Below are 22,724 nucleotides of genomic sequence, written 5' to 3'. Positions count from 1 at the left end.
GCCCCACCTAGTACGCCAGCTCCGCCCGAAGATAGAGCCTGTCGGACCCATCACGTGCCTCCTTCGGCAGGCCCGTCCCGGTGAATCCCAGGAGCGTATAGCCCGCGGCCACCCGCAGCCGTTCGTCCACCCGGTATGCCACCTCGCCGCGGAGCGACCCCAGGGATTCGCTCTCGGGCGCGACCGACCGGCCCGCGGCCTCCACCGCGACTTCCAGACCACCCACCACTCGGACCGACGGGCGCAACGAGCCGGTGAGAACCCATATCGACACATCGTCGCGGGTGCTGCGGCTCGCATGCAACCCCGCCGCGAGCGCGAAGCGGTCCCCCAGGCGCACCGCCGGCAGCAGTGAAATTATCTGTTGGCCACGTTCCCCGAAGACGGAGCGCTCGCCGGGCAGCAGCTCGCGGGTGAGGCCGTAGCGCGCCACCAGCAGGAAGGGGCCGGGCCTCCAGGCCAGTGCCGCATAGCCCTCGAGCAGGCGGGCCTCGGCCTCCCTGCTCTCCCGCTGGTACGTGCGGCCGTAGTTCATCCGCGCCGAGAGTGTCAGGTCCTCGCGCAGCACCGCCTCCGTGGCCAGGGCCATCACCGCCTGGATGCGATCCACCGGCTCCGTCGAGCCACGCGGGGGCGTACCGTGCTCGAAGCGCAGCTCCACGCGCCCATCGGCCCGGAGGCGCTCCCACAGGAGCTGCCCGGAGAGGCTCGCCACGTCGCGCCGCAACGAGCCCGGCAGCTCCAGGGGATGGCGCAGGCCCCGCTCGTAACGGGCGCCCACGTTCAACGCGCCGAAGACGGTCTGCTGGAAACCCACCGCCCGCGCCAGGCGCACGGCGTTGGCGTCGTGCGAGGCCACGTCCTCCACGAAGAGGCGCGTCCCGTCCCCCAGCTCCGTGCTCGCCCCGCTCACCGCGCGGCTGGCGCCGAAGTCCGGCCCGTCCACGTCCACCGAGTGGCTGCCGTAGTAGACGTCCTGTCCCCGGCGCCACGTGCCCTGCACCCAGGCCAATGGGCCCAGCTCGGGGCCCCAGCCGCCGCGTACACCCACCCTCCCCTCGTCGCCCACCTTCACGTCCACGCCCGCGGAGGAGAAGCTGTCATCCACGCGGCCCGGCCCCAGGCCCCGCTGGTGGAGCACCTGCCGGTGGCTGGCCGACACGCGCAGCCAGTCATTCACCACGTAGTGGCCCTGCAACCCCGCGGACGTGCGCCCTCCCTCGAGCAGCGCCCCCTCACCGGGCTCCTCGCTGGCGCGCAGGAGGGAGTCCCGGAGGCTCAGCTCCACCCCCCAGCGCTCCGCGGTGTAGCCCCACCCCACGCCCAACGTCCGTGCCCCCAACAGCCCCTCCGCGAAGGGCCGCCGCGGGTCCGCAGAGAGCCGCTCGTCCCCGAGCAGCGTGAGCCGCCAGGGCCCCAGCGGCTGCACGGCGCGCAGGGAGAACTGGCGGAAGGAGCGGGTGTCCGCGTGTGTCCCATCGGAGAACCCCTCGGTCCTCCGGCGGAAGGCCACGTCCACGGAGCCCGTGCCGAAGAGGCCCGGCCCGCGCAGGCGCAGCCCCAGGGCGTCCCCGCCGCCCGCCGTCTCCTCGTCGTCCGGCCGCAGGAAGGTGAGGCCCCCATCGTCCGAGACACCGAAGCGCTCCGGTATCACCGCCGAGCCCCGGCTCCGCGCCACCTCGGCCATGAGCGTGTAACCGCCCAGCGTGGTGCGCGCGTGCCCGGAGAGGAGCAGGAAGGGTGCCCCCCCGCGCTGCTCGCGCACGGCGGACACGGACACCCGCCCGCCCCGCCACTCCGTCCACGCCTCGCCTCCCGCGGCGTCCGCCGGGGAGCCCGACTCCAGCGCGGCGTACTGCACCGTGAGGACGGGCTCCGGCGCCGCCGTGAATGGATCCGCCCGCAGCAGCGGCTCGCCAGCGATGAGGGACAGCGGCCGCGCGAGCAGGATGCGGCCCGCCAGGTAGTCGATGTCGTAGTCCCGGCCCCGGATGAGGTGGCGCTCGGCGAGCGGCAGCCCGGTGAGGCCGTCGCGCACCTCCACGCGCACCCACTCCGAGCCCTCCGCCACCGGGGAGGAGCCCAGGTAGTAGAGGCTGCCGCCGGTGCTGCGCAGCTCCTCGTACGCGGGCTGGGCGGCGAGCGCGCGCGTGGGATCCGCCAGCCCACCGGCGAAGGCATTCACGCCCGCGCGCAGCCGGCCCCATTCCGCCTCCAGCTCGGCGAAGGGACCGAACAGCGGCCGGTGGTAGCGGCCCACCTCCCCTTCCGCCTGATAGGCCCGGTACGTCCCCAGGCCCACCCGGCCGAACCGCTCGTGGCGCACCTCCAGCCGCAGCCGGCTCTCGGTGGGGTTGGGCGTGAGGCCCACGGAGGTGTCTCCCCACTCCGCGATGGCCAGGTCTGGATCCGGCGCCCGATCCAACCGCGGGATGCGGGGACGCAGCCAGTCCGCCACCGGGCGCTCACGCAGGAGATCCACGTCGGTGTCCCGCAGATCCAACTCCCCCACCAGAGACAGGGGCCCCAGGCGCGCCTCACCATGGGCCGCGCCGCGCCCCCGCAGCCGGAAGTTCCCCTGGGACGGCGAGAAGGTGGCCTCCACGTCCAGCAACCCCACCGCGAAGGGCCGGGGCACCGCCTCCAGTTGGATCGTCACCGTCCGGGCCGGCTCGCCGGGAGGCTGCACCTCCAGCGCCACCAGGTTGCGGCCCGGGACGAGCACCAGCGGCACCAGCGCGGACCCCTCCGGCCCCACCGTCACCTCGCCCCGTGACGAGCGCACGCGCGTGCCCGCGGGGTACTCGGCCATCAACGAGGAGGGGCCACTCGCCGGTGGCTCGTCCCTGCTGCCCGGCAGCCGCAACACCCCCGCCGGCTCGGGCTCGCGAGGAATGACGAGCAGGCCGCCCTCGCGCGACACCACGTCGATGCGCTGGCGGAAGAGGCGCAGGGTCGACTCCGGCCCGAAGGCGGTGATGGACAGCACGTTCTCCCCGGGCACGAGCCGGACGCTCGCACGCCAGTCGCCGCGCGCGTCCACCTCGGCCGGGCGGCCGCCCACCAGCACCTCGTCTCCCGGCGAGGCATGCCCCGCCACGACGAAGTCCACCCCGCCCGGCACCGCCGCCGCGGCGGGAGGTGTCGTGTCATAGCCGAGCACCAGGGGAGGCGTGGACTCGGGCAGGGAACGCACCGCGAAGTCCCGCAGCACCACGGCGGCCCAGGGCACCTCCACCGTGACGGCCTCGGGGACGGCCACGCTGTCGGGCGGCAGCGTGCGCGCATCCACCTTCAGCCGCTGCCGGCCGGGCCGCAGGTGCACTCCGCCCGTCGTATCGGGCCCGCGCGCGTCCACCTCGGCGAAGTGGTAGCGGCCCCGAGCGTCCGTGCGCACCTCGCGGCCCGTGGCCAGCACCAGCCGGACATCCGCCAGGCCCGGCTCCTCGGGGGCACACCGGCCATCCGCGTCCAGGTCCCGGCACACGCGCCCGGTGATGGCCGCCGCCAGCTCCGGAGACTCCGCCCGCGCGAGCTGCGCACGCACCGCGCCCGGCAGCAGGAGCAAGCCCACGCACAGTGCCCACGTGGCCCGGCTCAAGGCCGCACCTCGGCGAGCGCGGTGACACCGGTGGCCACGTCCGCCACCGAGACACTCACCGGCCCGTCATGCGTCACCTGGAAGCTGCCGCGCCCGTCCTTCACCTCGATGGCACCGCGCTGACCGGCGGACAGGGACACGTGGGCCTCGCGGCCCTGCAACACCCGGCCCGACGCGTCCTCCATCCAGAACGTGACGCGCGAGCCCTCCACCTTCAGCCGCACGTTCACCGGCACGGAGGGCGCGAGCCGCACCGTCCGCTCCGCATGGGCGCGGGCGAGGGGCGGCTCCAGCGGAAACACCGGCCCGCCCTCGGCCACCACGTGCACCGTCTCCCGGAGGCCGGGCCACAGGCCGTGCACCACCTCCACCCGGCCCGGGCGCACGGGGCCGAGCACCACCGTGCCCTCCTCACCCGTCACCCGCTCCTCGCCGCCCACGCGCAACGGCTGTCCCGGCACCGGCAGGCCGGCCAGATCCGTCACGCCCGCGGACAGCACACCGCCGTCCGCCCAGACACGCAGGCGCGCCGGCTCCGTGCCCGGCGGGCCATACGCGTGCACCTCCACCTCCGCGTCGCCCGGCGTACCGTCCGGAGGCAGCGTCCAGGCACTGCCGAACACGCCGGGGGCTTCCTCGCGAGGCGGACTGAACGTGCCCACCGGAGCGCGGAGCACCACCACGGCCCCGGGCCTCGGCTGGCCGGAGGCATCCCGCGGGGTGACGGTGACGGCCACCGTCGAGCCGAGGTGCACCACCGTCTCGGCCAGCGACAGGGTGGTGCTCGCCACGGGCCCCTGCACGAGCCACAGCGGTAGCTCCTCGCGCGAGCTGGTGCCCCGCTCCGGCCAGGTGGCCACCAGCCGCAACGGCTCCGCCGACGGAGTGCTCGGAGCGGTGAAGATCCACTCGAGCAGGCCCCCCGCGGCGCGCGTCGGCCCGCTCAAGGTGCCGCCGCGGACCGAGGCCGTCACCCGCGCGTCCTGCACCGGCCGGCCGTAGGCGTCGCTGGTGGCGCACAGCATGCGCGCCCGGGAAACACCATCCGCTGGGAGCCGCTGCGGGTTGAGGACACACGCCAGCCCATCCGTGGGCGGCAGCGCCAGATCCATCCTCGAGCGCCGCACGTTGCCCGCCGCGTCCACCGCGCGGATCTGCGCGACGCTGTGCCCGGGAGGGACGATGACGGGCAGCCGGAAGCGCCCGTCCGGCGCGGCCTTCACCGGCCCGAAGCTCGTCCCGGCGATGGTGGCGGAGAGATCCGCGTTGGGCTCGGTGCGGCCCGGCAGCTCCACCGAGGCGGCGAGCGGCACCAGCACCTTGCCGTAGGCGCCGTAGATGGACTGGGGGTGGGGCCAGGCCGAGAGGGCCACCAGGATGGCCACCTCCGGGTAGCGCGTGTCCGGCAGCACGTAGCGGGCCCGCCACGTCCCGGGCCCGGTGCGCTCCAACTCCTCCACCCGTCCCACGTTGGCGCGCAGCACGGGAGGCGCCCCGGAGTCATCCGGCGTGCCATCCGGCTGGAGCATCCGCACCGTGAGCCGCGCCTCCTTGTCCCTCCCCTTCACGGGCGCGGGCGGCTCCACCGTGAGCGACACCTGGGTGGCCGGCGGGCCCAGCACGTACCGCGCCTCGGCCCTCAGCCCCGCCCCCTCGGCCGTCACCCGCCCCTCCCGTGCACCCGGCTCCGGGACGACGACGAACGTCCGCAAGGGCGCCTGCTCGGGCCCGGGCCTCAACCGGGCGCCGCTCGCCGACACGGACAGTCCCTGCGCCGCCACGGGCGCACCCGTCCCGTCCCGCCGCACCAGGGCGATGGGAAACCCATCGGGTGGGACGGGCGCGGACGGACCCAGGATGTCGAGCGTGTCCGCCGAGGCCGCCGAGGCCACGAGCAGCAGCACGGGAAGGAGACAGTTCAGAGTGTTGGTAATTTATCAGCGACCTTGCCGTGCCCGAAATTCTATCGCCGCGACGCGACAAGGCTCCGCGCCCGGGTGGCCCGTCCGTCACGAAGCAGCAACGAGGCGAACAGCCAGACACCCAGCAGGGCCACCGGGCCGCCCGCGGCGCCACAGCCCCCGCGCACCCCTTCCAGCGGCTCTCCGTCCGGTGTCCCACCCGTCTCCGAGCCGCCGTCCCGGACGCGCTTGCCCTCGTACCCGCTGGGGACGAAGTACCGCGTGAGGGCGGCCGCCGGTGGCCGGGCCTCCACCTGCGCGGGGACGAGCTGGCCGTAGCGGGACTCCGTCTCCTGGGACATCCCCTCCTCGGGCCCGATGTCACAGGTCATCTCGCCATAGAGACGCACCCGGAACGCACTGCCGGGAGCGCCCGCGGCCTGGGCGGACAGCGCGAGCCGGCCCTGGAGCGGCACCTTGCGGGCCAGACTCGTGACGTCCTCCCGGATCTCATCCGGGCCCACATGCAGGCCCACCCCCATCCACACCCAGCCCGCGGTGGCCGGCGACGCCTCGAAACCGTTGTCCACGCAGAGCACCCCGGTGCCCGTGCTCTCGAACTCCGTGGAGACCACCTCCGGGGCCCCCTCGGCGCGGCTCACCACCAGCGAGCCCAGCAGCGAGCGCGTACCGGGCGAGGCGCACACGGCGGCGGCATCCTTGATGGGAGTGCGCGTGCAATCGGCCGGCAGGCGGAACACGTAGGCGTACACGTTGAGATTGCCGCCCTGCCGCACCGTCCACGCCACCCGCACCAGCCCATCCTCGCCCATGCTGATGTCGCTGAGCGTCTCGCTCTCCGGCGTCTCGGTGAGGCGGTAGTACGTCTGCGTGCGCAAGTCATACAGCACGACGTCGAAGTTGGGCGTCGCGCTGGACGCCTCCCGCCGCTCGAAGGCGATGAGCGGGCCGCTCACGTTGGGGTTGGTGTCCGTGCCCGGGAGCGCGAGGCGATGGACCTCGCCCCCACCCACCGGCTGCCAGGCGATGTCCGACTCCACCACGCCGTCGACGACGGAGCGCGTCACGTACGCCACCACCTCGCCGTTGGTGTCGGGCAGGGACTCCTCGCCCTCGGGCCCCGTGAGCTGGGAGACGTCGTAGCCGCCCTCCACCTCGCGGGCCGCCCAGAGGTCACACCCGTTGGTGCTGGTGACGCACCGGGTCCACACCACCACCCGCCCATCCGCGCTGACGGCGGGCGAGCGATCCACGCGCGTGTCCTCGGTCAGCCGGGTGAGCGCGAGCGTGTCCAGGCGGTAGGCGAAGATCTCCGGCGGCAGGGACTCGGCGGTGTAGCCCAGTTCCTGCCAGGCCACCGTCTGGCCCCCGATGGAAGCCGCGCGCCGATCCGCGCCGGACCGCGGGGCGAGCTCCCGCGCGCCACCTTCCGCGCCCACGTCGAAGCGGAAGACGCGGCTGTCGTCGGTGGTGCGGGTGAAGACGATCGTGTTGCCACTGATGTCGGCCAGGGAGTCGTAGCCCCCCTCGGTGGGGATGGCCCGGTCCACGCCCGTGAGCAGATCGTGGTAGCGGATCTCACTGCTGCTGAGGCTGCCCTGGTGGGTGTAGGCGATCAGCGCCCCGCTCACGTGGGGATCCGTCTGATCCCCGGGCCCGTCGTTGACCACCTGCGTCCTGCCCGTCAGCGGTGCCAGGAGCTGGCCCAGCGCCAGCGCGGGGACCAGACACACGAGGGGAATCAGCGTTCGCGACATCGTGGCGGACCTCGGATGCACATCGGGGAGATGGACCCATCCCGCCCAAGGACACTCCCGGGTACAGCCCCCCAACGCCACGCTCGGCGCCAGTTCCCACGGCAACCACGGCCGGCCCACTTCAGGCCCCACGGCTTTGCGCACCCAGGCTTTCACCCGGGATTGCCCTTGTGCAGGGACGACTCTCAGTTCTTGAGATGGTGCAAATCCGAGGCCGGGCGGCCGGATGGCGGGGCGCTCGTCTGTACGCCCGCCGTCATGGGCCCTTGGACCCTGGGTCATCCCAGAGACCCGGGTCCACTTTGACCGAGGGCGGGGTGGTATCCAGGTTGAAATCGCGCGCCTCCTCCTGGCGCAGACCGCCCACGGAGACCGCCTGCACCTGGACGGAGTTCTGGCCTTCCTGGAGAGGCAGGACCTGGGAGAAGCGGCCCTCCTCGTCGGTGGGGACGATTCGACCCCCCACCCGCACCTGAGTGCCGGGGTCGGTCTGCCCGGAGACGACGACCTTGCGCCGCGGGTGGGCGGGCCAGTTCACCTTGAGCAGGAGGCTGGTGGGGATGGGGGTGGGCTCCACGGGCGCGCGGCCGGGGCGGATGATGGACTGCTGGCCGGCGCGGACGATGACGACCTTGCGCTGGCCACTGAAGGCGACCTCGCCCTTGAGGGTGGCCAGGGACACCGTGCCCGCGCCGTTGTTGTTCATGGTAAAGGTACCGCCCTCGGTGCGGGCCTCGGCGTCGCTGCCGGCGGCCTTCATCTCGAAGGTCTGCCCCGCCCCCATGTCGACGCGGGCCGTCGTCATACCGTTGGTGAGCAGGAAGCGGGTGAGCGAGTGCGTGAGGGCCTCCACGGACACCTCGGCACCGGCCTCCATGCGCACCTCCACGGCCTCGCCACCGATGATGACGGCGTAGGCGCCTTCCCGGGTGCGCACCGCGTCCGAGGGGTGCAGGGCCTCGCCCACGCTGGCGGTGCGCCATTCGCCGCCGCCCCGGCGCACTTCCACCGTGCCGCGGATCTCCTCCAGCTTGAGCTCCATCGCGCGCTGCTCGGGCGGAGCCTCCGGAGCCGGGGCCACGGGGGGCGGGGCCTCCACCACCGGCGGAGGCGGAGGAGCCGGGGGCTGATGGAGGAAGAGGAAATAGCCCAGCGGCAGTGCCGCCAGGATGGCGAGAAGACCCAGGAGGAAGGGCGCACTGCGCCGGGGGGAGCGGGGGGCGTCCATACAGCCCCCAAGCTACCTCAGGCGGGGCCCGGGCCTCACGCCTTCGGCAACCACACGGTGAAACAGGTGCCCTGCCCCACCTCCGTGCGCACATCGATGGTACCGCCCGCCTCGCTGACCACCCGCCAGGCCACGGAGAGCCCCAGGCCCACGTTGGACCAGACGTCCTTGGTGGTGAAGAAGGGCTCGAAGATGCGCGAGCGGTGCTCGGGGGCGATGCCCTTGCCGGTGTCTTCCACCTCGAAGAAGCCCCGCCCGTCCCGCTCGCCGGTGCGCAGGGTGAGCCGCTTCACCTCCGTCTTCATCATCGCGGTGCGCGCGTTGGACACCAGGGCCAGCACCACCTGGGACAGGTGTCCTGGATCCGCCTTCACCTTCGCCTGCGGAGAGGCCAGCTCCGTGGTGAGGACGATGCCCTCCCCCCTGAGCTGATTCTCCGTGAGCGAGAGCGCGTCGCGCAGCACGGCGTTGAGATCCACCGCGCGCAGCTCCGGCTTCGCCCGTTGCTGGGAGAAGCGCAGCAGGTTCTGGGTGATCTCCTTGCAGCGCTTGGCGCTCAGCTCGATCTTCCGCAGCGTGTCGAAGTCGGGATCCTTCTCGTCGCGCTCGAGCATCAACAGCTGGGTGTTGCCCAGGATGCCGGCCAGGGGGTTGTTGATCTCATGGGCCACACCGGCGCCGAGCTGCCCCACGGCCGCGAGCTTCTGGGCCTCGAGCAGCTGGGCCTGGGCGGCCTTCAGCTCGGCGGTGGCCTCGTCCACGCGGAGCTTGAGATCGTCATTCCAGCGCAGCATCCGGGCGCGGGCGGCCTCCAGCTCGGAGCCCATGCGGTTGAAGGTGGAAGCCAGCTCGCTGAGCTCGTCCCCTCCGTCCACCGTGACGCGCCGATCCAACTCGCCACGCCCGAAGGCCTCGGCACCGGCCACCACCCGGGACAGGCGGAGGTTGAGCCGGCGCGTGAAGAGCGCGCCCAGGCCGAGCAGCACCACGAAGGCGCCCCCGATGGACAGCAGCACCGTGCGGCGCATGCCGTGCACCGGGGCCAGGGCGACGGCCTCGTCCACGGCCACCACCACCTCGAAGCCGGGCACCTTGGGCACCCGCGCGGCGCTCACCCAGATGGCGGGAGCGTCCACCCGGAAGCCACGCACCGGCGCGTCGCCCGAGGCGAGCTGGGCGGCCAGCGCGGGCTCCAGCGGCTGGAGGCGGCGATCCGGCAGGGAGCTGGCCAGGATGCGCCCGGCCGTGGTGTCCACCAGGTGGATGTACCCCGGGTTGCCCTGGGCGCGCCGGGCCAGCAGGGCCTCCAGGTCGGAGAGGACCACCTCGGCGAGCGCGAAGGGCGCGTCCTCTCCATCCCCCAGCTTCACCGCCACCGCCACCGCGGCTCGGCCACTGAGGGCGTGCGCGTAGACGCGGCCCAGGGCGGCCTGTCCCTTGTTGCCCCGGCGCAGCGTCTGCACCGGCACGGCCCGGGCGAGCGCCTGCGTCGCGGAGGGCTCGAAGCCCGGGTGCTCGCTGTCGCCAGCGGCCTGGAAGACGGGCGGGCCGCGCGGGTTGCCCTGCGCATCCAGGTGCAGCACCGCGCTGACGGCGGGAGACTGCCCGTAGAGCAGCTGCAGCCCACCCTGGAACTCCTCGGGGGTGATGCTCTCCCAGTTGAAGAGCTCCGCCGAGCGGGCCAGCGCATCCACCGTCTTCATCAGCTCCGAGGACGCGCTCTCGGCGGTGCTCTCCGCGATGACGCGCTGCTCGGAGAGGATGCGCCCGGCCAGCTCCGCCTCCGCGCGCGACAGCAGCAGGAAGCCCACCGCCGCCAGGGGCAGCACGGTGGCCGCGAGCATGAAGAGGATGAGTTGCTGGTAGAGCCTCATCCCGTGGCCGTCCGGATGACCGCCAGCTCCCGATCACTGCGCAGGTAGACGGAGCCGTGAATCGCCTTGGCGCGCTTCTTCATGTCCGCGGCCTGCCGCGCCAGCTCGGCATGATCGCTGGACAGCCCATCGCTCAGCACCGCCACCACGGACACGCTCATGATGGGGAACTTGCGCTTGTCTCCGTAGCGGTCATCCGCCTCGATGTAGCCGCGCTCCCGGTCCTGCTTGTCGTAGTAGAGCGGGATGATGCGATCGAAGGCCTCGATGGCGCGCTGGCAGATGCGATCCACGCTCTCCGGCGAGGTGACGAAGACGAAGTCGTCACCCGCCACGTGGCCGAGGAAGTCCCCGGGCAGGCCGTCCTGGCCGAACACCTCGCGCAGCAGATCTCCCGTCTGGCGGATGACGCCGTCGGCCTTCGCGAAGCCGTAGTAGTCGTTGTAGGCCTTGAGGTTGTCCAGGTCGAGGTAGCAGAAGGCGAAGGGCCGGCGCTCGGCGAGCCGGCGCTGCACCTCGCGCTCGATGGCGCCCGAGCCGGGCAGCTGCGTGGTGGGCGAGGCGCCCAGCTCCTGCTCCTTTCGGCGCAGCACCATCTCCACGCGCGCGCCCATCTCCAGCGCGTCGAAGGGCTTGGTGAGGTAGTCGTCCGCGCCCAGCTTGAGGGCACGCACCTTGGCGCTCGTCTCGGTATGGCCGGAGATGAAGATGACGGAGATGTAACCGCTGGCGCGCTCGGCCTTGAGCTCCGCGAGGAAGTGGTAGCCGTCGCCGTCAGGCAGTTGCACGTCCAGCAGCAGCACGTCCGGGCGGCGCTCGCGCAGGGCCCGGTGCGCCTCCTCCAGGGTGGAGGCCACCTGCACCTCGTAGCCGAGGCTCACCAGCACCTCGCGGCAGATGACGCCCACCTTCTCGTCATCGTCCACCACCAGCACGCGCCCGTGGTGCTGGCCGGCGCTGCCGCGCACCAGCGAATCCACGGTGGCCAGCAGCCGATCCGACTGCAGCGGCATGGGCAGGAAGGCGTCCGCTCCGGCCCGGAAGGCGCGCTGACGCTCGTCGAAGGCGGAGAAGAGCAACAACGGCAGCTGCCGCGTCTCCGGATCATGCCGGAGGATCTCCGCCAGGCGCAGGCCGTCGATGACGGGCAGCCGCGCATCCACCAGCAGACCATCCGGGTGGTGGGCGCGCGCCTGGGTGAGGCACTCCTCGGCGTTGGGGGCCAGACGCACCTCGTAGCCGCGGGCGCGCAGCAGGGCCTTGGTGATGTAGCCGATGTCCGGCTCGGACTCGGCGAGCACCAGGCTGCCCCGCCGCTCGGGGTTGTGCTTCTGGGTGAAGTCCAGGCCGTCCGGGCGCAGGTACTCGGGGGGCGGCTCCACGGGCAGCACCACCACGAAGCGCACGCCGTCCTGGCAGGGCTCGCACCAGATGTGGCCGGCGTGGGCCTCCACGATGTTGCGGCAGATGGCCAGGCCCAGCCCGGTGCCCCGCACGGTGCGGTTGGCCTGGGTGCGAGCCTGCTCGAAACGGTCGAAGATGCGCTCCAGGTTCTCCTCGGCGATGGGCTCGCCGCTGTTCCAGCACGTGAGCGCCACGTAGCCGGGCACCGCCGAGGTGGCCTTGAGCTCCAGCCGCACCTCCCCGCCCTCGGGGGTGAACTTGGCGGCGTTGGTGAGCAGGTTGTTGAGCACCTGGGTGAGCCGGTTGGGATCCGCCAGCGCCCGCAGGCCGTGCTGCGGCAGGCCGGCGGACACCTTGATGCGCCGCTCCATGAAGGCGGGGCCGTACTTCTCCACCGCGCGGCGCACCTGCTCGTCCACGTACGTCCACTCGAAATTCATCCGCAGCCGGCCCTTGGCGAACTTGGCCAGGTCCAGCAGGTCATCCACGATGGCGTTGAGCTTCTCCGTCGAGTCGCGCGCCAGCATCAGGTAGCGGCGCTGCTTCTCGTTCATGTCGCTGGCCAGGAAGTTGAGCACCAGGTCCAACGAGCCGGAGATGGAGGTGAGCGGCGTGCGCAGCTCGTGGCTCACCATGTGGACGAACTCGTCCTTGCGCTCCTCGAGCTGCTTCTGCTCGGTGACGTCGCGCAGCACCACGCACACGCCGCGCAGCACCCCGCGCGAGTCATTCACCGGGGTGACGGTGGTGTGGATGGTGCGCTCGTCGAGCTTCAGCTCCTCGCGCAGCACCTGGGCGCCGCCGTACTCCCAGCCGCGCACCAGCTCGAAGGGATCGAACCCGAGCTTCTCGCGCAGCCGCTTGCTGGCGTCCGGCGAGGGGGGCCCCTCCCCCAGCACGAGCATGCGGCGCGCGGCGGGGTTGAGCACGACGATCTCATTCTTCTCGTCGGTGAGGATGACACCATCGGCCATGGACTCGACCATGCGATCGATCCGCTGGCGCGAGGCCTCCTCGGAGGCGCGCAGGGACTGGATGGCGTCCGCCGTCTGGTTGGCGAGCGTGTCGAGCAGCGCGCCATCCTCCTCGGAGTAGACGTGGGCGCGCTGGGAGAAGAGCGACAACAGGCCCACGGGGCGGCCCCCGGCGGTGAGGGCGACGGTGAGCTGGCTGGCCCAGGAGGCCGGAGCGGAGGCGTCCTGCGAGGTGGTGCCCGTCACGTGCGTGATGACGCGATCCTCGGGCAGCACCAGCCCCGAGCGCTGGCCCCACGCGGCCAGCATGGACTCCTTCACGCCCAGCAGGGACTGCTCCCCGACGACGGTGCCCTGGCAGCGCAGGCGCAGGGTGGCGGTGCGATCCCAGCCCAACGCGATGAGGGCCGCGCCACAGTCGTAGGGCAGCACGCGCGACACCGCGGTGAGGACGCGGTCGATGATGGCGTCGTAGCCGAGCGGCTCGCCGGCACTGGCGCGGCTCACCTCGTAGAGGACACCGAGCGCCTCCACCCGCTGGTGGAGCTGGCGCAGCAGCCGCTCCTTGTCCCGCCGCAGCTGGGTGTACTCCACCGCGTTCTTCACGGTGATGACCAGGTCGTTCAGGTCCCAGGGCTTGGTGATGTAGCGGTACACCTGGCCGCGGTTGATGGCGGCGATGATGTCCTCGGGATCCGTGTAGCCGGTGAGGAGGATCGCCGTGACGTCGATGCCCTCGGCGCGCGCGGCGGCCACCAGCTCGATGCCCGTCATCTCCGGCATGCGCTGGTCGGTGATGAGCACGTCCACGCGATGCTGCCGCAGCAGCCCCAGCGCCTCGGGCCCGGAGTGGGCCGAGAGCACCTGGTAGCGCTTCTGGAACATGCGCACGAGGAGGTCGATGACGTCGGGCTCGTCGTCGACCAACAGGAGGGTATGTCGGGGCTCGGACAAGGTGTCTGGAAGTCTACGCGCAGAAGGGGGGAGACCCCAGGGCCTGTTCGGAACCGGCGGACCCACACGGATTGTCCGTGCTCATCCTTGAACGAATTGACTCTATACGTATGTTCAGGGAGCATGACGGTACTGAAAGTTTGTTGCGCCGGTGGGTTGCCCACCAGACGAGGGAGCGAGGCATGGAAGAGCTGACGGAACGCCAGCGGGAAATCCTGGCCTTCATCGTCAAGGAGACGGAGTCGCGGGGCTTCCCGCCGACCATCCGCGAGATTGGCGAGGAGATGGACATCCGCTCGACCAACGGGGTGAACGATCACCTCAAGGCGCTCGAGCGCAAGGGCTACCTCAACCGGGGCGAGCAGCAGAGCCGGTCACTGGTGCCCACCAAGCGGGCACGGCTGCTGCTCGGCCTGGGAGTGAAGAAGGAGTCGGGGTTGGTGGAGATCCCCCTGCTGGGCAAGGTGGCGGCCGGCGCTCCCCTGCTCGCCCAGGAGAACGTGGAGGACTCGGTCCGGATCGACAGCTTCCTGCTGGGCGGTCAGGGACGCGAGGTCTTCGCGCTCCGCGTCAAGGGCAACTCGATGATCGACGACGGCATCTTCGACGGGGACTACCTCTTCGTGCGCAAGACGCCGCAGGCCCAGGCCGGGGACATCGTGGTGGCGCTCATCGAGGACGAGGCCACGGTGAAGCGCTACTACCCGGAGGGCGAGCGCATCCGCTTCCAGCCGGCCAACGCCACCATGCAGCCCATCTACGTGAGCAAGGCGGACTTCCGCTCGACGATGATCCTGGGCCAGGTGGTCGGCGTGTACCGCAAGCTGCCGGGCGGAAAGAACTAGCCCCCGTTTCACTTCTACGCGCGTGGAAGTGGATTGCCCCAGGCCCGTTTCACTGGTCACCGGTGACCAGTGGAATGGGCCTGTCGCGTTTCACTTGTCACCGGTGACCAGTGGAATGGGCCTGTTGCGTTTCACTCGTCACCGGTGACCAGTGGAATGGGCCTGTCGCGTTTCACTCGTCACCGGTGACCAGTGGAATGCGCCGGACGGCCGCGCCGCACTTTTCCGCTTCGGGCGTTGCTCAGGGGCACTTCTTGAGCTTCACACCACCGCTGGCGATCCGTTCACACACGGTGCGCACGGTGGCCTCGTCCTTCAGCTCCTGGGCCAGGGTGGCGGTGCGCAGCTGTAGGTCCAGGTTCTTGGCGTGGTCCGGCTCGGCGCTCAAGTTGGAGAGGATGCGCAAGGCGTCCGGCTTGCGGTCGAACGTGGTGAGCAGCTCCGCCAGCTCGGTGAGCTCATGGACGTCCGAGCCGGAGACGGTCTCGAGGGCGCGCCCCAGCTCCTCCTCGGCGGCCTTGCGGTCATCGCGGCCCAGGTGGAGGCGCGCCATGGCCACGTGGACGATGGCCCGATCCTTCACGCGCAGGGACTCGCGGTAGGCCGCGAGCGCCTCCTCCGGCTTCTCCAGCTTCGAGTAGATCTCCCCGACGAGCTCCCACAGCGTGGGATCCTTGGGAGACGCGGCGGCGGCATCACGGTAGGACGTCGCGGCGCGGAGCAGCTCACCGGCCCGCACCTGCTCGTCGCCGAGCGCGGTGAGCAGCTCGGGAGTCCGCACCCCCTTCCCCGTCCACTCGCCCAGCAGCAACAGGGCCTCGGCGTGGCGCCCGTCCGCCGTGAGCACGTCCACGGCGCGCAGCACGAGGGGGGCCTTGCTGGCATCCGGGCTCGCCTCGGCGGCGAGGACGAAGTGCTTCACGGCGGCGTCCTTCTCGCCGCGCTTCACGTGCAGCTCCGCCAGTTGCTCGAGGGCGTTGAAGTCCTTGGGGTTCAGGGCGAGTGCCTTGCGCAGCGAGCCCTGGGCCGCGTCGGCCTTGCCGAGCTGGGCCTGGATGAAGCCGAGCCGGCTCCAATTGGTGGAGCGCTTGGAATCCCGCTTGAGGGCGAGCTCGAACTGGGTGGAGGCGTCACCGAGGCGGCCCATGGACAGGTAGAGCTCGCCCATGGCCGCGGGCAGGCGGGGGTCGTCCGGGGACAGCTCCTTCATCGTGTTGAAGGACGTCAGGGCCTCGTCGAACTTGCCCTGGAGGTACTCGGTGGTGCCCTTCACGTAGTAGCCCTCGGCCTGCTCCTTGGGAGAGGGCTGTGAGGGACGGTCCTCGCAACCAGCGGCGAGGAGGGCAAGCAGGGAGAGGACACGCCAGCGAGGGTGCATGCGGGGAGCTCCGGGCTCAGAAGTGCCAGGCGATGCCGGCGTTGAGTTCGAGGTTGAGGCCACTGCCCAGTCCCCCATCGGAGAGACCGAGCGTGGCCTGGGCGAGGTTGGTGGAGGCCTCGAGTTGGATGCCGAGATGGCCGGCGATGAGGTACTCGCAGCCGAAGAAGCCGATGACGGTGGGAAGCGGGCCGGTCTGCCGGAAGATGCCGAATTCGCCGAAGGACAGCTGCACGCCGAGACCCAGTCCCCAGTACGGGCGGAAGGCGCGCTCGACGTTGTGGTAGTGGCGCAGGCCGAGCACGCTGGGCAGCACGTTGAGGCCGCCCTTGCGCCCCGCCTCCTGGGCCGTCACGTAGGTGAGGCCCACCTGCCCGAAGACGATCCACTCGGGATGGAACTGGAAGCCGAGCTCCACGTCACCACCGGGGTTGAAGGTGGAGAGGTTGGAGATGAGGCTGTTGTTGAACCGCACGCCGACGAGCAACGAGCCCACTCCGGGGACCTTCGTGACGGTGGGCGCCTTCACGATCGCGCGCTCCGTGGGCTCCGGGATGAGCGTAGCGAGCAGTTGATCCGCGACCGACACAGCGGCGCGAGGCAGGGCCTCCCGCGCGGCCACCTCGATGCGAGGCCGGCCCAGGACGCGTCCACCCTCCGAGTCCACGACGTGGGTGGTGAGCAGGTAGCGGGAGCCAAAACCATCGAGCCGGCCGGTGACGACGTAGCGCGCCTTGCTGGAGCCGGGAGTGCCGGGAGCGGCCTCGGGACACGGGCCCGCGGCGCAGACGCCCGCGAGGCGGACGGCCTCTTGATCCGACGCGGTGGAGACCGCGAGGCGGGAAGACTCGGCGAGCCGGCTCACGAGGAGCGACGTCACACCCGCGGCCTGCTCCCGGGCATCCGCGTTGCTCTCCAGGGGCAGGAGGATGACGGTGAGGACGGGAGCCGGCTCCGGGGCCTCGGGAGACGGCTCCGCGGCGGGCGGCGCGGCCTCCGGCTCCGAGGAGGAGGGCTGCGCGCCGGCGGCCGTGCCGAGCAGGAGGACGAGCAGGAGTGGCGGAAGGCGACTCACGGGGCGCCACTCTAGTACCAGACGGCCCACCCGGGGCGGCGAGAAGCGGGCCCGGCATGGGCCCACCTGCCCGCCCGGTGTGCCAGCGTCGCTCAGCGGGCCTTCTTCACCCGGGCCACGAACACGGTGCCCAGTGCGAAGTAGACGATGGCGATGGCGAAGATGACGGTGTAGCCCAGCGTGGACCGGCCGCCCTGCTTGCCGAAGGCATTGAAGGTGTCCAGCAGCCACCCGGCCACGGGGGTGGCCAGGAACTGCGGCACCGTCAGCGCCATGTGCCAGATGCCCATGTCCTTCGCCGCGTCGTCCATGTCCGGCAGCACGTCCGTGGCCAGCGCCCAGTTGACGCTCTCGTAGGCCCCGTAGCCGACGCCGAACAGGGCGCCGATGAAGAGTGCCGCCAGGTAGTTGTCGGTGACGATGAAGCCCGCGGCCACCACCGCCTGGATGCCTCCGGCGACGTAGACCACGCGCTTGCGCCCATACCGGTCCGAGAGCTTTCCGGCGATCACCGTGCTGGGCAGGGCCAGCAGGAGCAGCAGGCCCAACACGCCCAGCACGGCCAGCTCCGGCGTCGTGGCCAGCGGACGGCCGAACACCGAGAAGTCCTTCACCACGTCCCGCAGATAGAACATGAGGAAGCTCTGGACGCTGAACACACCCATGGACATCAACATCCGGGTGAGGAACACCCAGCGGAAGTCCAGCGAGCGGAACGGCGCCACGAAGCCCCGCAGGAACGAGCCCCAGTCGAAGGGCTTGGGCTCGGTGGTGAGCGGCTGCTCGCGCGTGCCGAGCACGGTGACGAGCACGCCCACCACCAGGATGAGGCCGATGAGCAGGTAGACGCGGTAGATCTGCCCCTGGAACTCGCCCAGGGAGGCCTGCTGGCTCACCATGGAGCTCGCGAGGCCCATGCCCACGCCATTGCCGAGCAGCGTCATCAACCCGTACCACCCGGCCACGGAGCCGCGCTGCTCCGGGTGCACCACGTCCGGCATGAGGGCCGTGTAGGGGGCCGTGGCGACGTTGTTGGCGAAGTTGGCCATGAGGTAGGCCCCCACGTACAACCAGTACGCGCCGGTGAAGCCCCACAGGCTGTCCGTCTTGAGGAAGGGGAAGGTGGCCATGCCCACCAGCGCCACCAGGTTGAGCGCCGTGCCCACCAGCATGAAGGGCCGCCGCCGCCCCATGCGCAGCCTGACGCGATCACTCCAGGTGCCCAGCAGGGGCGGCACGAGGATGCCGGTGAGGGAGCCGATGGCGATCGCCGTGCCCACCCCGGCCCCCTTGGACTCGTCCCCCACCATGACGAGCACCTGGGACTGCACCAGGATGGTGAGGATGGCGCCCCAGTGCACGTTGCTGGAGAACCAGAAGAACGTCAGATAGAGCTGCTCCAGCGTGCCCAACCGTTTGGACTCGTGGGGTAGCACCGCGGCCGTGACTTCCAAGGTCGCCTCATTCCTGATGTAGCATGGGGCCCCCATTCTGGCCCCGGCGCGTTTCGGTCCACACGATGCCCCGGAGCCCCCCACGAAGGAAAGAGGGCCCCATGCCTTCCTCCGCCTCTGCCCGTACCCTGTTGTGCGGTCTCCTGCTCCTGGGTTCCAACTCGCTGGCCGAGGGACCCACCGGGGATACCCCCGAGGTTCCTCGCGCCACGCCTCCGCTGACCGGCATGCCCGCGCGGCGCCTCAACTTCGATCACTTCGTGGGCGGGGGCGTCAATCCGACGGTGGCCGAGTACAAGGTGCGCATCAGCGACACGCGGCGTCTGGGTCAGAGCGAGGACATCCTCTGGCGCGACACCTTCGTGGGACTGGGCGGACAGGTGCGCATCAACCCCTGCTACACGGCGGTGGGGCCCCTGGTGAATTGGCAGCCCATCGCCGTCTTCAACCTCAAGGCCCTGGTGGATGCCTACGGTTTCTTCGGCACCGCCGGCATGCTCCAGTCCTTCCGCTCCCCGCTGGACGAGTACTCCGACGCGGTGCAGCGCGCGAACACCGCCTCCCAACGGACCTACGGCACCCTCGGCTGGCACGCCATGCTGCAGCCGACCTTGCAGGCCCAGGTCGGGCCCGTCGCCCTCCAGAACGTCGTCACCCTCGACTACTTCAACATGCGCCTGCGGGGGGATGACACGCTCTGGTACGACGCCGGCCCGGACACCCTGCTCCCCGGCCGCGGCCTGGTGCTCACGGAAGAGGTCAACCTCGTCTACTTCGCCGGCCCGCTGACGTTGGGCGCCACCTTCCGCTACCTCCTGCCCTTCTACGACGAGGAGAACTTCCGGCCCGGCGAGGACGTGAAGGCCGCGAACAACGCCAACATGCGGCTGGGCGCGCTCGTGGCCTACACCTTCAAGGATGGAGGCTACTCCTCCTTCAACCACCCCACCGCCTTCCTCACGGCGGCGTGGCACGTGCGCCACCGCTACCGCGCCGGCCAGGAGACGTCCCAGGCCATCCCCTTCGTGGGCGTGGGCTTCGCCTTCCAGCAGGACTTCGTCTTCTAGGCCGCGTCGTCCGTGCGCGCCTGGGGGCTGAGTCCCAGGCCGCGCGCCAGCTCCTGGAAGGTGGCCACCGCCGGAGTCGGCACCCGCCTCCTGTCCGGACTGCCGTAGTCCACCCGGAACAGGCCGAAGCGCGGCTCGTAGCCCTCCGCCCACTCGAAGTTGTCCATGAGGGACCAGTGGAAGTAGCCGCGCACGTCCACGCCCTCGTGGGCCGCGCGCACCAGCGCCTCGAAGTGCTCGCGCAGGAAGCCGGGCCGGCGCTCCCCCTTCCCGTCCGCCATGCCGTTCTCGGTGATGTAGATGGGAAGGCCCGCCCGCCCGTAGCGCTTCAGCGCCTGGTAGAGGCCCTCGGGGTAGATGTCCCAGCCCAGGTCGTTCACCGGCCGGCCCTCGGCCACGTACTGGCGCGACAGCGTGGGGCTGCTGAAGTCCGCGCGCACCATGTCCCGCGAGTAGTAGTTGAGCCCCAGGTAGTCGTACGAGCCCTTCAGGTCCGGCACCGCCTCGTCCATGTCCGCCATGCCCGGCACGGACATCTGGATGCGGCCGGTGCGGTTCACATCCACCAGCAGCTGATTGAAGAGGCGATCCGTGAAGCCCGCCATCACCCGATCCATGGGCGAGCGCGTGGCCGGCTGGAAGATGCGCACGTGGTGCGCGATGCCCACCCGCGTGGCGTGGCCGTCTCCATCCGCGTCCACCGTGTCGTGCTCGCGCAGCTCGCGCGCCATGCGGGCGTGGGCGCGGATCTGCCGCGCCAGCACCTGCAGCCCGAGCTTCCCGTCCTTCAACCCCGGCGGCCACTCGCCCTTCATGTAGCCGAACGCCATCAGCACGTTGGGCTCGTTGAGGGTGCACCACAGGTCCACCTCGGAGCCCAGCTTGCGGGCCACCCGGCGGGTGTAGGCGGCGATCCACTCCACCGTCTTCTCATTGGCCCACCCGCCCTGGGCGGCCACCCAGCGCGGCAGGGTGAAGTGGCTGAGCGTCACCATGGGTTGAATCCCCTGGGCGCGCAGCATCCGCATCCACTCCAGGTACCGGTCCGCCGCCGCCTCGTTCCACGAGCCCTCCTCGGGCTCGAGCCGGCTCCACTCCACGGACAGCCGGTAGGCATTGGCCCCCAGCTCGCGCAGCAGCGCCACGTCGCTGGAGAAGCGGTTCCACGAGTCACACGCCGCCCCGGACACGTCCCGGTGCTTGATGTGGGGCTTGCCGTCCGGGTACGAGCCCTTCTCCCACTCGGACCAGTCGTTGTCGTTGCCCCCCTCCACCTGGTGGCTGGCGGTGGCGGCGCCCAGCAGGAAGCCGGACGGCAGCACCTGCCGCGTGGGAGGCAGGGGCGCCAGACCGGACCGCGGAGGGGCCGGCGGATGGGGCGCCTTGACCAGGGAACCGAGGGCGATCTTCGCGGCGTGGAGCAGGCTCATGGGCGATCCCCTACCACGGGAGTCCACCCGTCCGGCAACCGGGAGCGTCCCGGGAGCGTCACGACGCTGGCAGCGGGCCCAGATAGTCGAGCGGATCCACCGGCTTGCCGCCGACACGCACCTCCAGGTGGAGCTGCGGGCCGCTCGTCTTGCCGGACTCGCCCACGGTGGCGATGACCTGGCCGCGCCGCACCTTCTGGCCGGTGCGCACGCGCAGGTCGCGGTTGTGCGCGTAGAGCGTGATGAGGTGTTCCGAGTGCTGGATGATGACGATGAGCCCGTAGCCGCGTTGCTCGCCCGCGTACAGCACGGAGCCTTCCTGGGCGGTCTTCACCGGCGTGCCCGCGGGCGCCGCCAGGTCGATGCCATCATGCGGCTCGCGGCCCTTCTTCCCGAAGCGGGCGTACAGCACCCCGCGCAGGGGCCAGTCCAACATGCCCTTCGTCTCCGGCACGGGGCGGGAAGACGCTGGAGGCGTCGTGGGCCGGGGCGTCTGACGTGACGGTGCCGTGACGACGACGGGAGGCCTGGGCGGACGCTCGGACGCGGGAGGCTTCGAGCCCGGCCCCGGCCGCTCCCGCTCGGGTTCCGGCGTGGGAGAGGACTCGGTGGCCACCCGCACCGGCTTCTCGAAGCCGGGGATGATCAGCTCCTGGCCCACGGCGAGGGTGCGCGGATCGGAGATGCCGTTGGCCTCGGACAGCTCCTCCACGGTGATGCCGTAGGTGCGGGAGATGCGGTACATCGTCTCGCCCGGGGCCACGGTATGCCGGACGGAGACGAGCTCCGGCTCCGGGTGGGGCTCGCGCAACTCTCCGAGCTCCACGGGGGGAGACTCGGAGACAGGCGCGGGAGTGGAATCAGCCACAACGGGAGGACGGGTGACGCCCTGCGCTACCGCGCAGCCGGTGGTGGCGAGCAGCGCGAGCAGCAGCAACCCCGCTGCCCGCGCCGGGCTGGCGCCCACCACCGCCAACCTCAGTCCCCTCCCTTGCTGAATCCCTCGAGGGTCCAACCCGACAACGCCGCCAGGGACTGGGTGTCGGTCAGCTCGAAGTTGAGGGGCGTCACCGAGATGCGGCGATCATCGTGCACGGCATTGCAATCGCTGCCGGGGATGTCCTCGTGCTCGTAGGTGCTGCCGCCGATCCAGTAGTACTTGCGGCCGCGCGGGTCTTCCTTCTCCACCACGTCGTAGCCGTACGAGTGACGGCCCAGGCGGGTGATGGCGTAGCCCTTGGGCTCGCCCCGGGGGATGTTGACGCTGAGCAGCATCCGGGCCGGCAGCTTGGGCTGGGCGAGCGCCGCCGCCACCAGCGAGCGGGCGAAACGCGCCCCGTGCTGGAAGTCGAACGGCGCACGCGACACCAGGCTGAAGGCGATGGACGGGATGCCCAGCAGCGCCGCCTCCCGGGCAGCCGCCACCGTTCCCGAGTAGTTGACGTCGTCGGCCAGGTTGGCCCCGTGGTTGATGCCGGACACCATGATCCGCGGGCGATCATCCTTCAGGAGGTGATGGATCGCCAGATAAGCGCTGTCCGCCGGGGTGCCATCCACGGCGAACCAGCGCTCCCGGACCTCGGTGATGCGCAGGGGGCGGTTGAGGGAGATGGAGTGCGAGGCCGCGCTCTGCTCGCGGTCCGGTGCCACCACCCACACCTCCCCCAGCGGGCTCACCGCGTCCGCCAGGGCGCGCAGGCCCTCGGAGAAGTAGCCGTCGTCGTTGGAGACCAGGATGCGAGGTTTCTTGTCGGCCACGTC

The 22,724-nt window shown here is 71.2% G+C and carries 14 protein-coding genes and 1 riboswitch; of the genes, 2 read left to right on the top strand and 12 right to left on the bottom strand.

Going from position 1 to position 22,724, the window contains the following annotated elements; genetic code table 11:
- Positions 1-7: 7 nt before the first annotated feature.
- From VFZ09_RS17815 to VFZ09_RS17790, 6 genes are all read right to left on the bottom strand, one after another.
- On the bottom strand, positions 8-3,601 hold the full coding sequence (locus tag VFZ09_RS17815; protein WP_329728784.1) for a flagellar motor protein: 3,594 nt from the start codon (positions 3,599-3,601) through the stop codon (positions 8-10).
- Positions 3,598-5,502, bottom strand: a complete 1,905-nt coding sequence (locus VFZ09_RS17810; protein ID WP_329728791.1) for a hypothetical protein — start codon at positions 5,500-5,502, stop codon at positions 3,598-3,600. The genes VFZ09_RS17815 and VFZ09_RS17810 overlap by 4 nt, the downstream gene beginning before the upstream one ends.
- 62 nt (positions 5,503-5,564) lie before the next feature.
- Positions 5,565-7,280, bottom strand: a complete 1,716-nt coding sequence (locus tag VFZ09_RS17805; RefSeq protein ID WP_329728783.1) for a hypothetical protein — start codon at positions 7,278-7,280, stop codon at positions 5,565-5,567.
- A 97-nt stretch (positions 7,281-7,377) separates the two neighbouring features.
- Positions 7,378-7,457: riboswitch (cyclic di-GMP riboswitch) on the bottom strand.
- 79 nt (positions 7,458-7,536) lie between these two features.
- Complete coding sequence (locus tag VFZ09_RS17800; RefSeq protein ID WP_329728782.1) at positions 7,537-8,508, bottom strand: hypothetical protein; 972 nt, start codon at positions 8,506-8,508, stop codon at positions 7,537-7,539.
- A 35-nt stretch (positions 8,509-8,543) separates the two neighbouring features.
- A complete protein-coding gene (locus VFZ09_RS17795; protein WP_329728781.1) occupies positions 8,544-10,382 on the bottom strand; it encodes a sensor histidine kinase in 1,839 nt (612 codons plus the stop codon).
- Positions 10,379-13,714 carry a response regulator gene (locus VFZ09_RS17790; protein WP_329728780.1) on the bottom strand — a complete coding sequence of 1,112 codons (3,336 nt, stop codon included), beginning with the start codon at positions 13,712-13,714 and terminating at the stop codon, positions 10,379-10,381. Before VFZ09_RS17790 ends, VFZ09_RS17795 begins: the two co-directional genes overlap by 4 nt.
- A 182-nt stretch (positions 13,715-13,896) precedes the next feature.
- Here VFZ09_RS17790 and lexA point away from each other — a divergent pair, with 182 nt between their 5' ends.
- Positions 13,897-14,559 (top strand): transcriptional repressor LexA, encoded by a 663-nt coding sequence (lexA, locus tag VFZ09_RS17785; RefSeq protein WP_329728779.1) that lies wholly within the window; start codon positions 13,897-13,899, stop codon positions 14,557-14,559.
- Between the two features lie 241 nt (positions 14,560-14,800).
- Here lexA and VFZ09_RS17780 read toward each other — a convergent pair whose 3' ends face one another.
- From VFZ09_RS17780 to VFZ09_RS17770, 3 genes are all read right to left on the bottom strand, one after another.
- On the bottom strand, positions 14,801-15,937 hold the full coding sequence (locus VFZ09_RS17780) for a tetratricopeptide repeat protein (RefSeq protein WP_329728778.1): 1,137 nt from the start codon (positions 15,935-15,937) through the stop codon (positions 14,801-14,803).
- Positions 15,938-15,953: 16 nt separating this feature from the next.
- Positions 15,954-17,012 (bottom strand): hypothetical protein, encoded by a 1,059-nt coding sequence (locus VFZ09_RS17775; RefSeq protein ID WP_329728777.1) that lies wholly within the window; start codon positions 17,010-17,012, stop codon positions 15,954-15,956.
- A 92-nt stretch (positions 17,013-17,104) separates the two neighbouring features.
- The gene (locus VFZ09_RS17770; RefSeq protein WP_329728776.1) at positions 17,105-18,466 is read right to left on the bottom strand and encodes an MFS transporter; all 1,362 of its coding nucleotides are present in this window, start codon (positions 18,464-18,466) and stop codon (positions 17,105-17,107) included.
- Between the two features lie 101 nt (positions 18,467-18,567).
- On the opposite strand from VFZ09_RS17770, the gene VFZ09_RS17765 reads away from it, so the two are divergent.
- Positions 18,568-19,533 (top strand): hypothetical protein, encoded by a 966-nt coding sequence (locus VFZ09_RS17765; RefSeq protein ID WP_329728775.1) that lies wholly within the window; start codon positions 18,568-18,570, stop codon positions 19,531-19,533.
- Here the strand turns inward: VFZ09_RS17765 and VFZ09_RS17760 are convergent.
- Genes VFZ09_RS17760 through surE form a run of 3 tightly spaced genes read right to left on the bottom strand, consistent with a single transcriptional unit; the run spans position 19,530 to position 22,721 of the window.
- Positions 19,530-20,963, bottom strand: coding sequence for a glycoside hydrolase family 1 protein (locus tag VFZ09_RS17760; protein ID WP_329728774.1), 1,434 nt, complete (start codon positions 20,961-20,963; stop codon positions 19,530-19,532). The genes VFZ09_RS17765 and VFZ09_RS17760 overlap by 4 nt on opposite strands.
- A gap of 58 nt (positions 20,964-21,021) precedes the next feature.
- Complete coding sequence (locus VFZ09_RS17755) at positions 21,022-21,939, bottom strand: peptidoglycan DD-metalloendopeptidase family protein (RefSeq protein WP_414640713.1); 918 nt, start codon at positions 21,937-21,939, stop codon at positions 21,022-21,024.
- Positions 21,940-21,941: 2 nt separating this feature from the next.
- Positions 21,942-22,721 (bottom strand): 5'/3'-nucleotidase SurE, encoded by a 780-nt coding sequence (gene surE, locus VFZ09_RS17750; protein WP_329728773.1) that lies wholly within the window; start codon positions 22,719-22,721, stop codon positions 21,942-21,944.
- Positions 22,722-22,724 lie beyond the last annotated feature (3 nt).

The organism is Archangium sp. (assembly GCF_036277355.1).
In the GTDB taxonomy this organism is placed as follows: domain Bacteria; phylum Myxococcota; class Myxococcia; order Myxococcales; family Myxococcaceae; genus Archangium.
This window is presented reverse-complemented; position numbering and strand designations above follow the sequence as displayed.

Bases quoted from the DNA above. Each gene is read 5' to 3' on its own strand.
- VFZ09_RS17765 (WP_329728775.1), top strand. From the start codon at position 18,568: ATGCCTTCCTCCGCCTCTGCCCGTACCCTGTTGTGCGGTCTCCTGCTC.
- VFZ09_RS17795 (WP_329728781.1), bottom strand. From the start codon at position 10,382: ATGAGGCTCTACCAGCAACTCATCCTCTTCATGCTCGCGGCCACCGTG.
- VFZ09_RS17800 (WP_329728782.1), bottom strand. From the start codon at position 8,508: ATGGACGCCCCCCGCTCCCCCCGGCGCAGTGCGCCCTTCCTCCTGGGT.
- VFZ09_RS17760 (WP_329728774.1), bottom strand. From the start codon at position 20,963: ATGAGCCTGCTCCACGCCGCGAAGATCGCCCTCGGTTCCCTGGTCAAG.
- VFZ09_RS17805 (WP_329728783.1), bottom strand. From the start codon at position 7,280: ATGTCGCGAACGCTGATTCCCCTCGTGTGTCTGGTCCCCGCGCTGGCG.
- VFZ09_RS17780 (WP_329728778.1), bottom strand. From the start codon at position 15,937: ATGCACCCTCGCTGGCGTGTCCTCTCCCTGCTTGCCCTCCTCGCCGCT.
- lexA (WP_329728779.1), top strand. From the start codon at position 13,897: ATGGAAGAGCTGACGGAACGCCAGCGGGAAATCCTGGCCTTCATCGTC.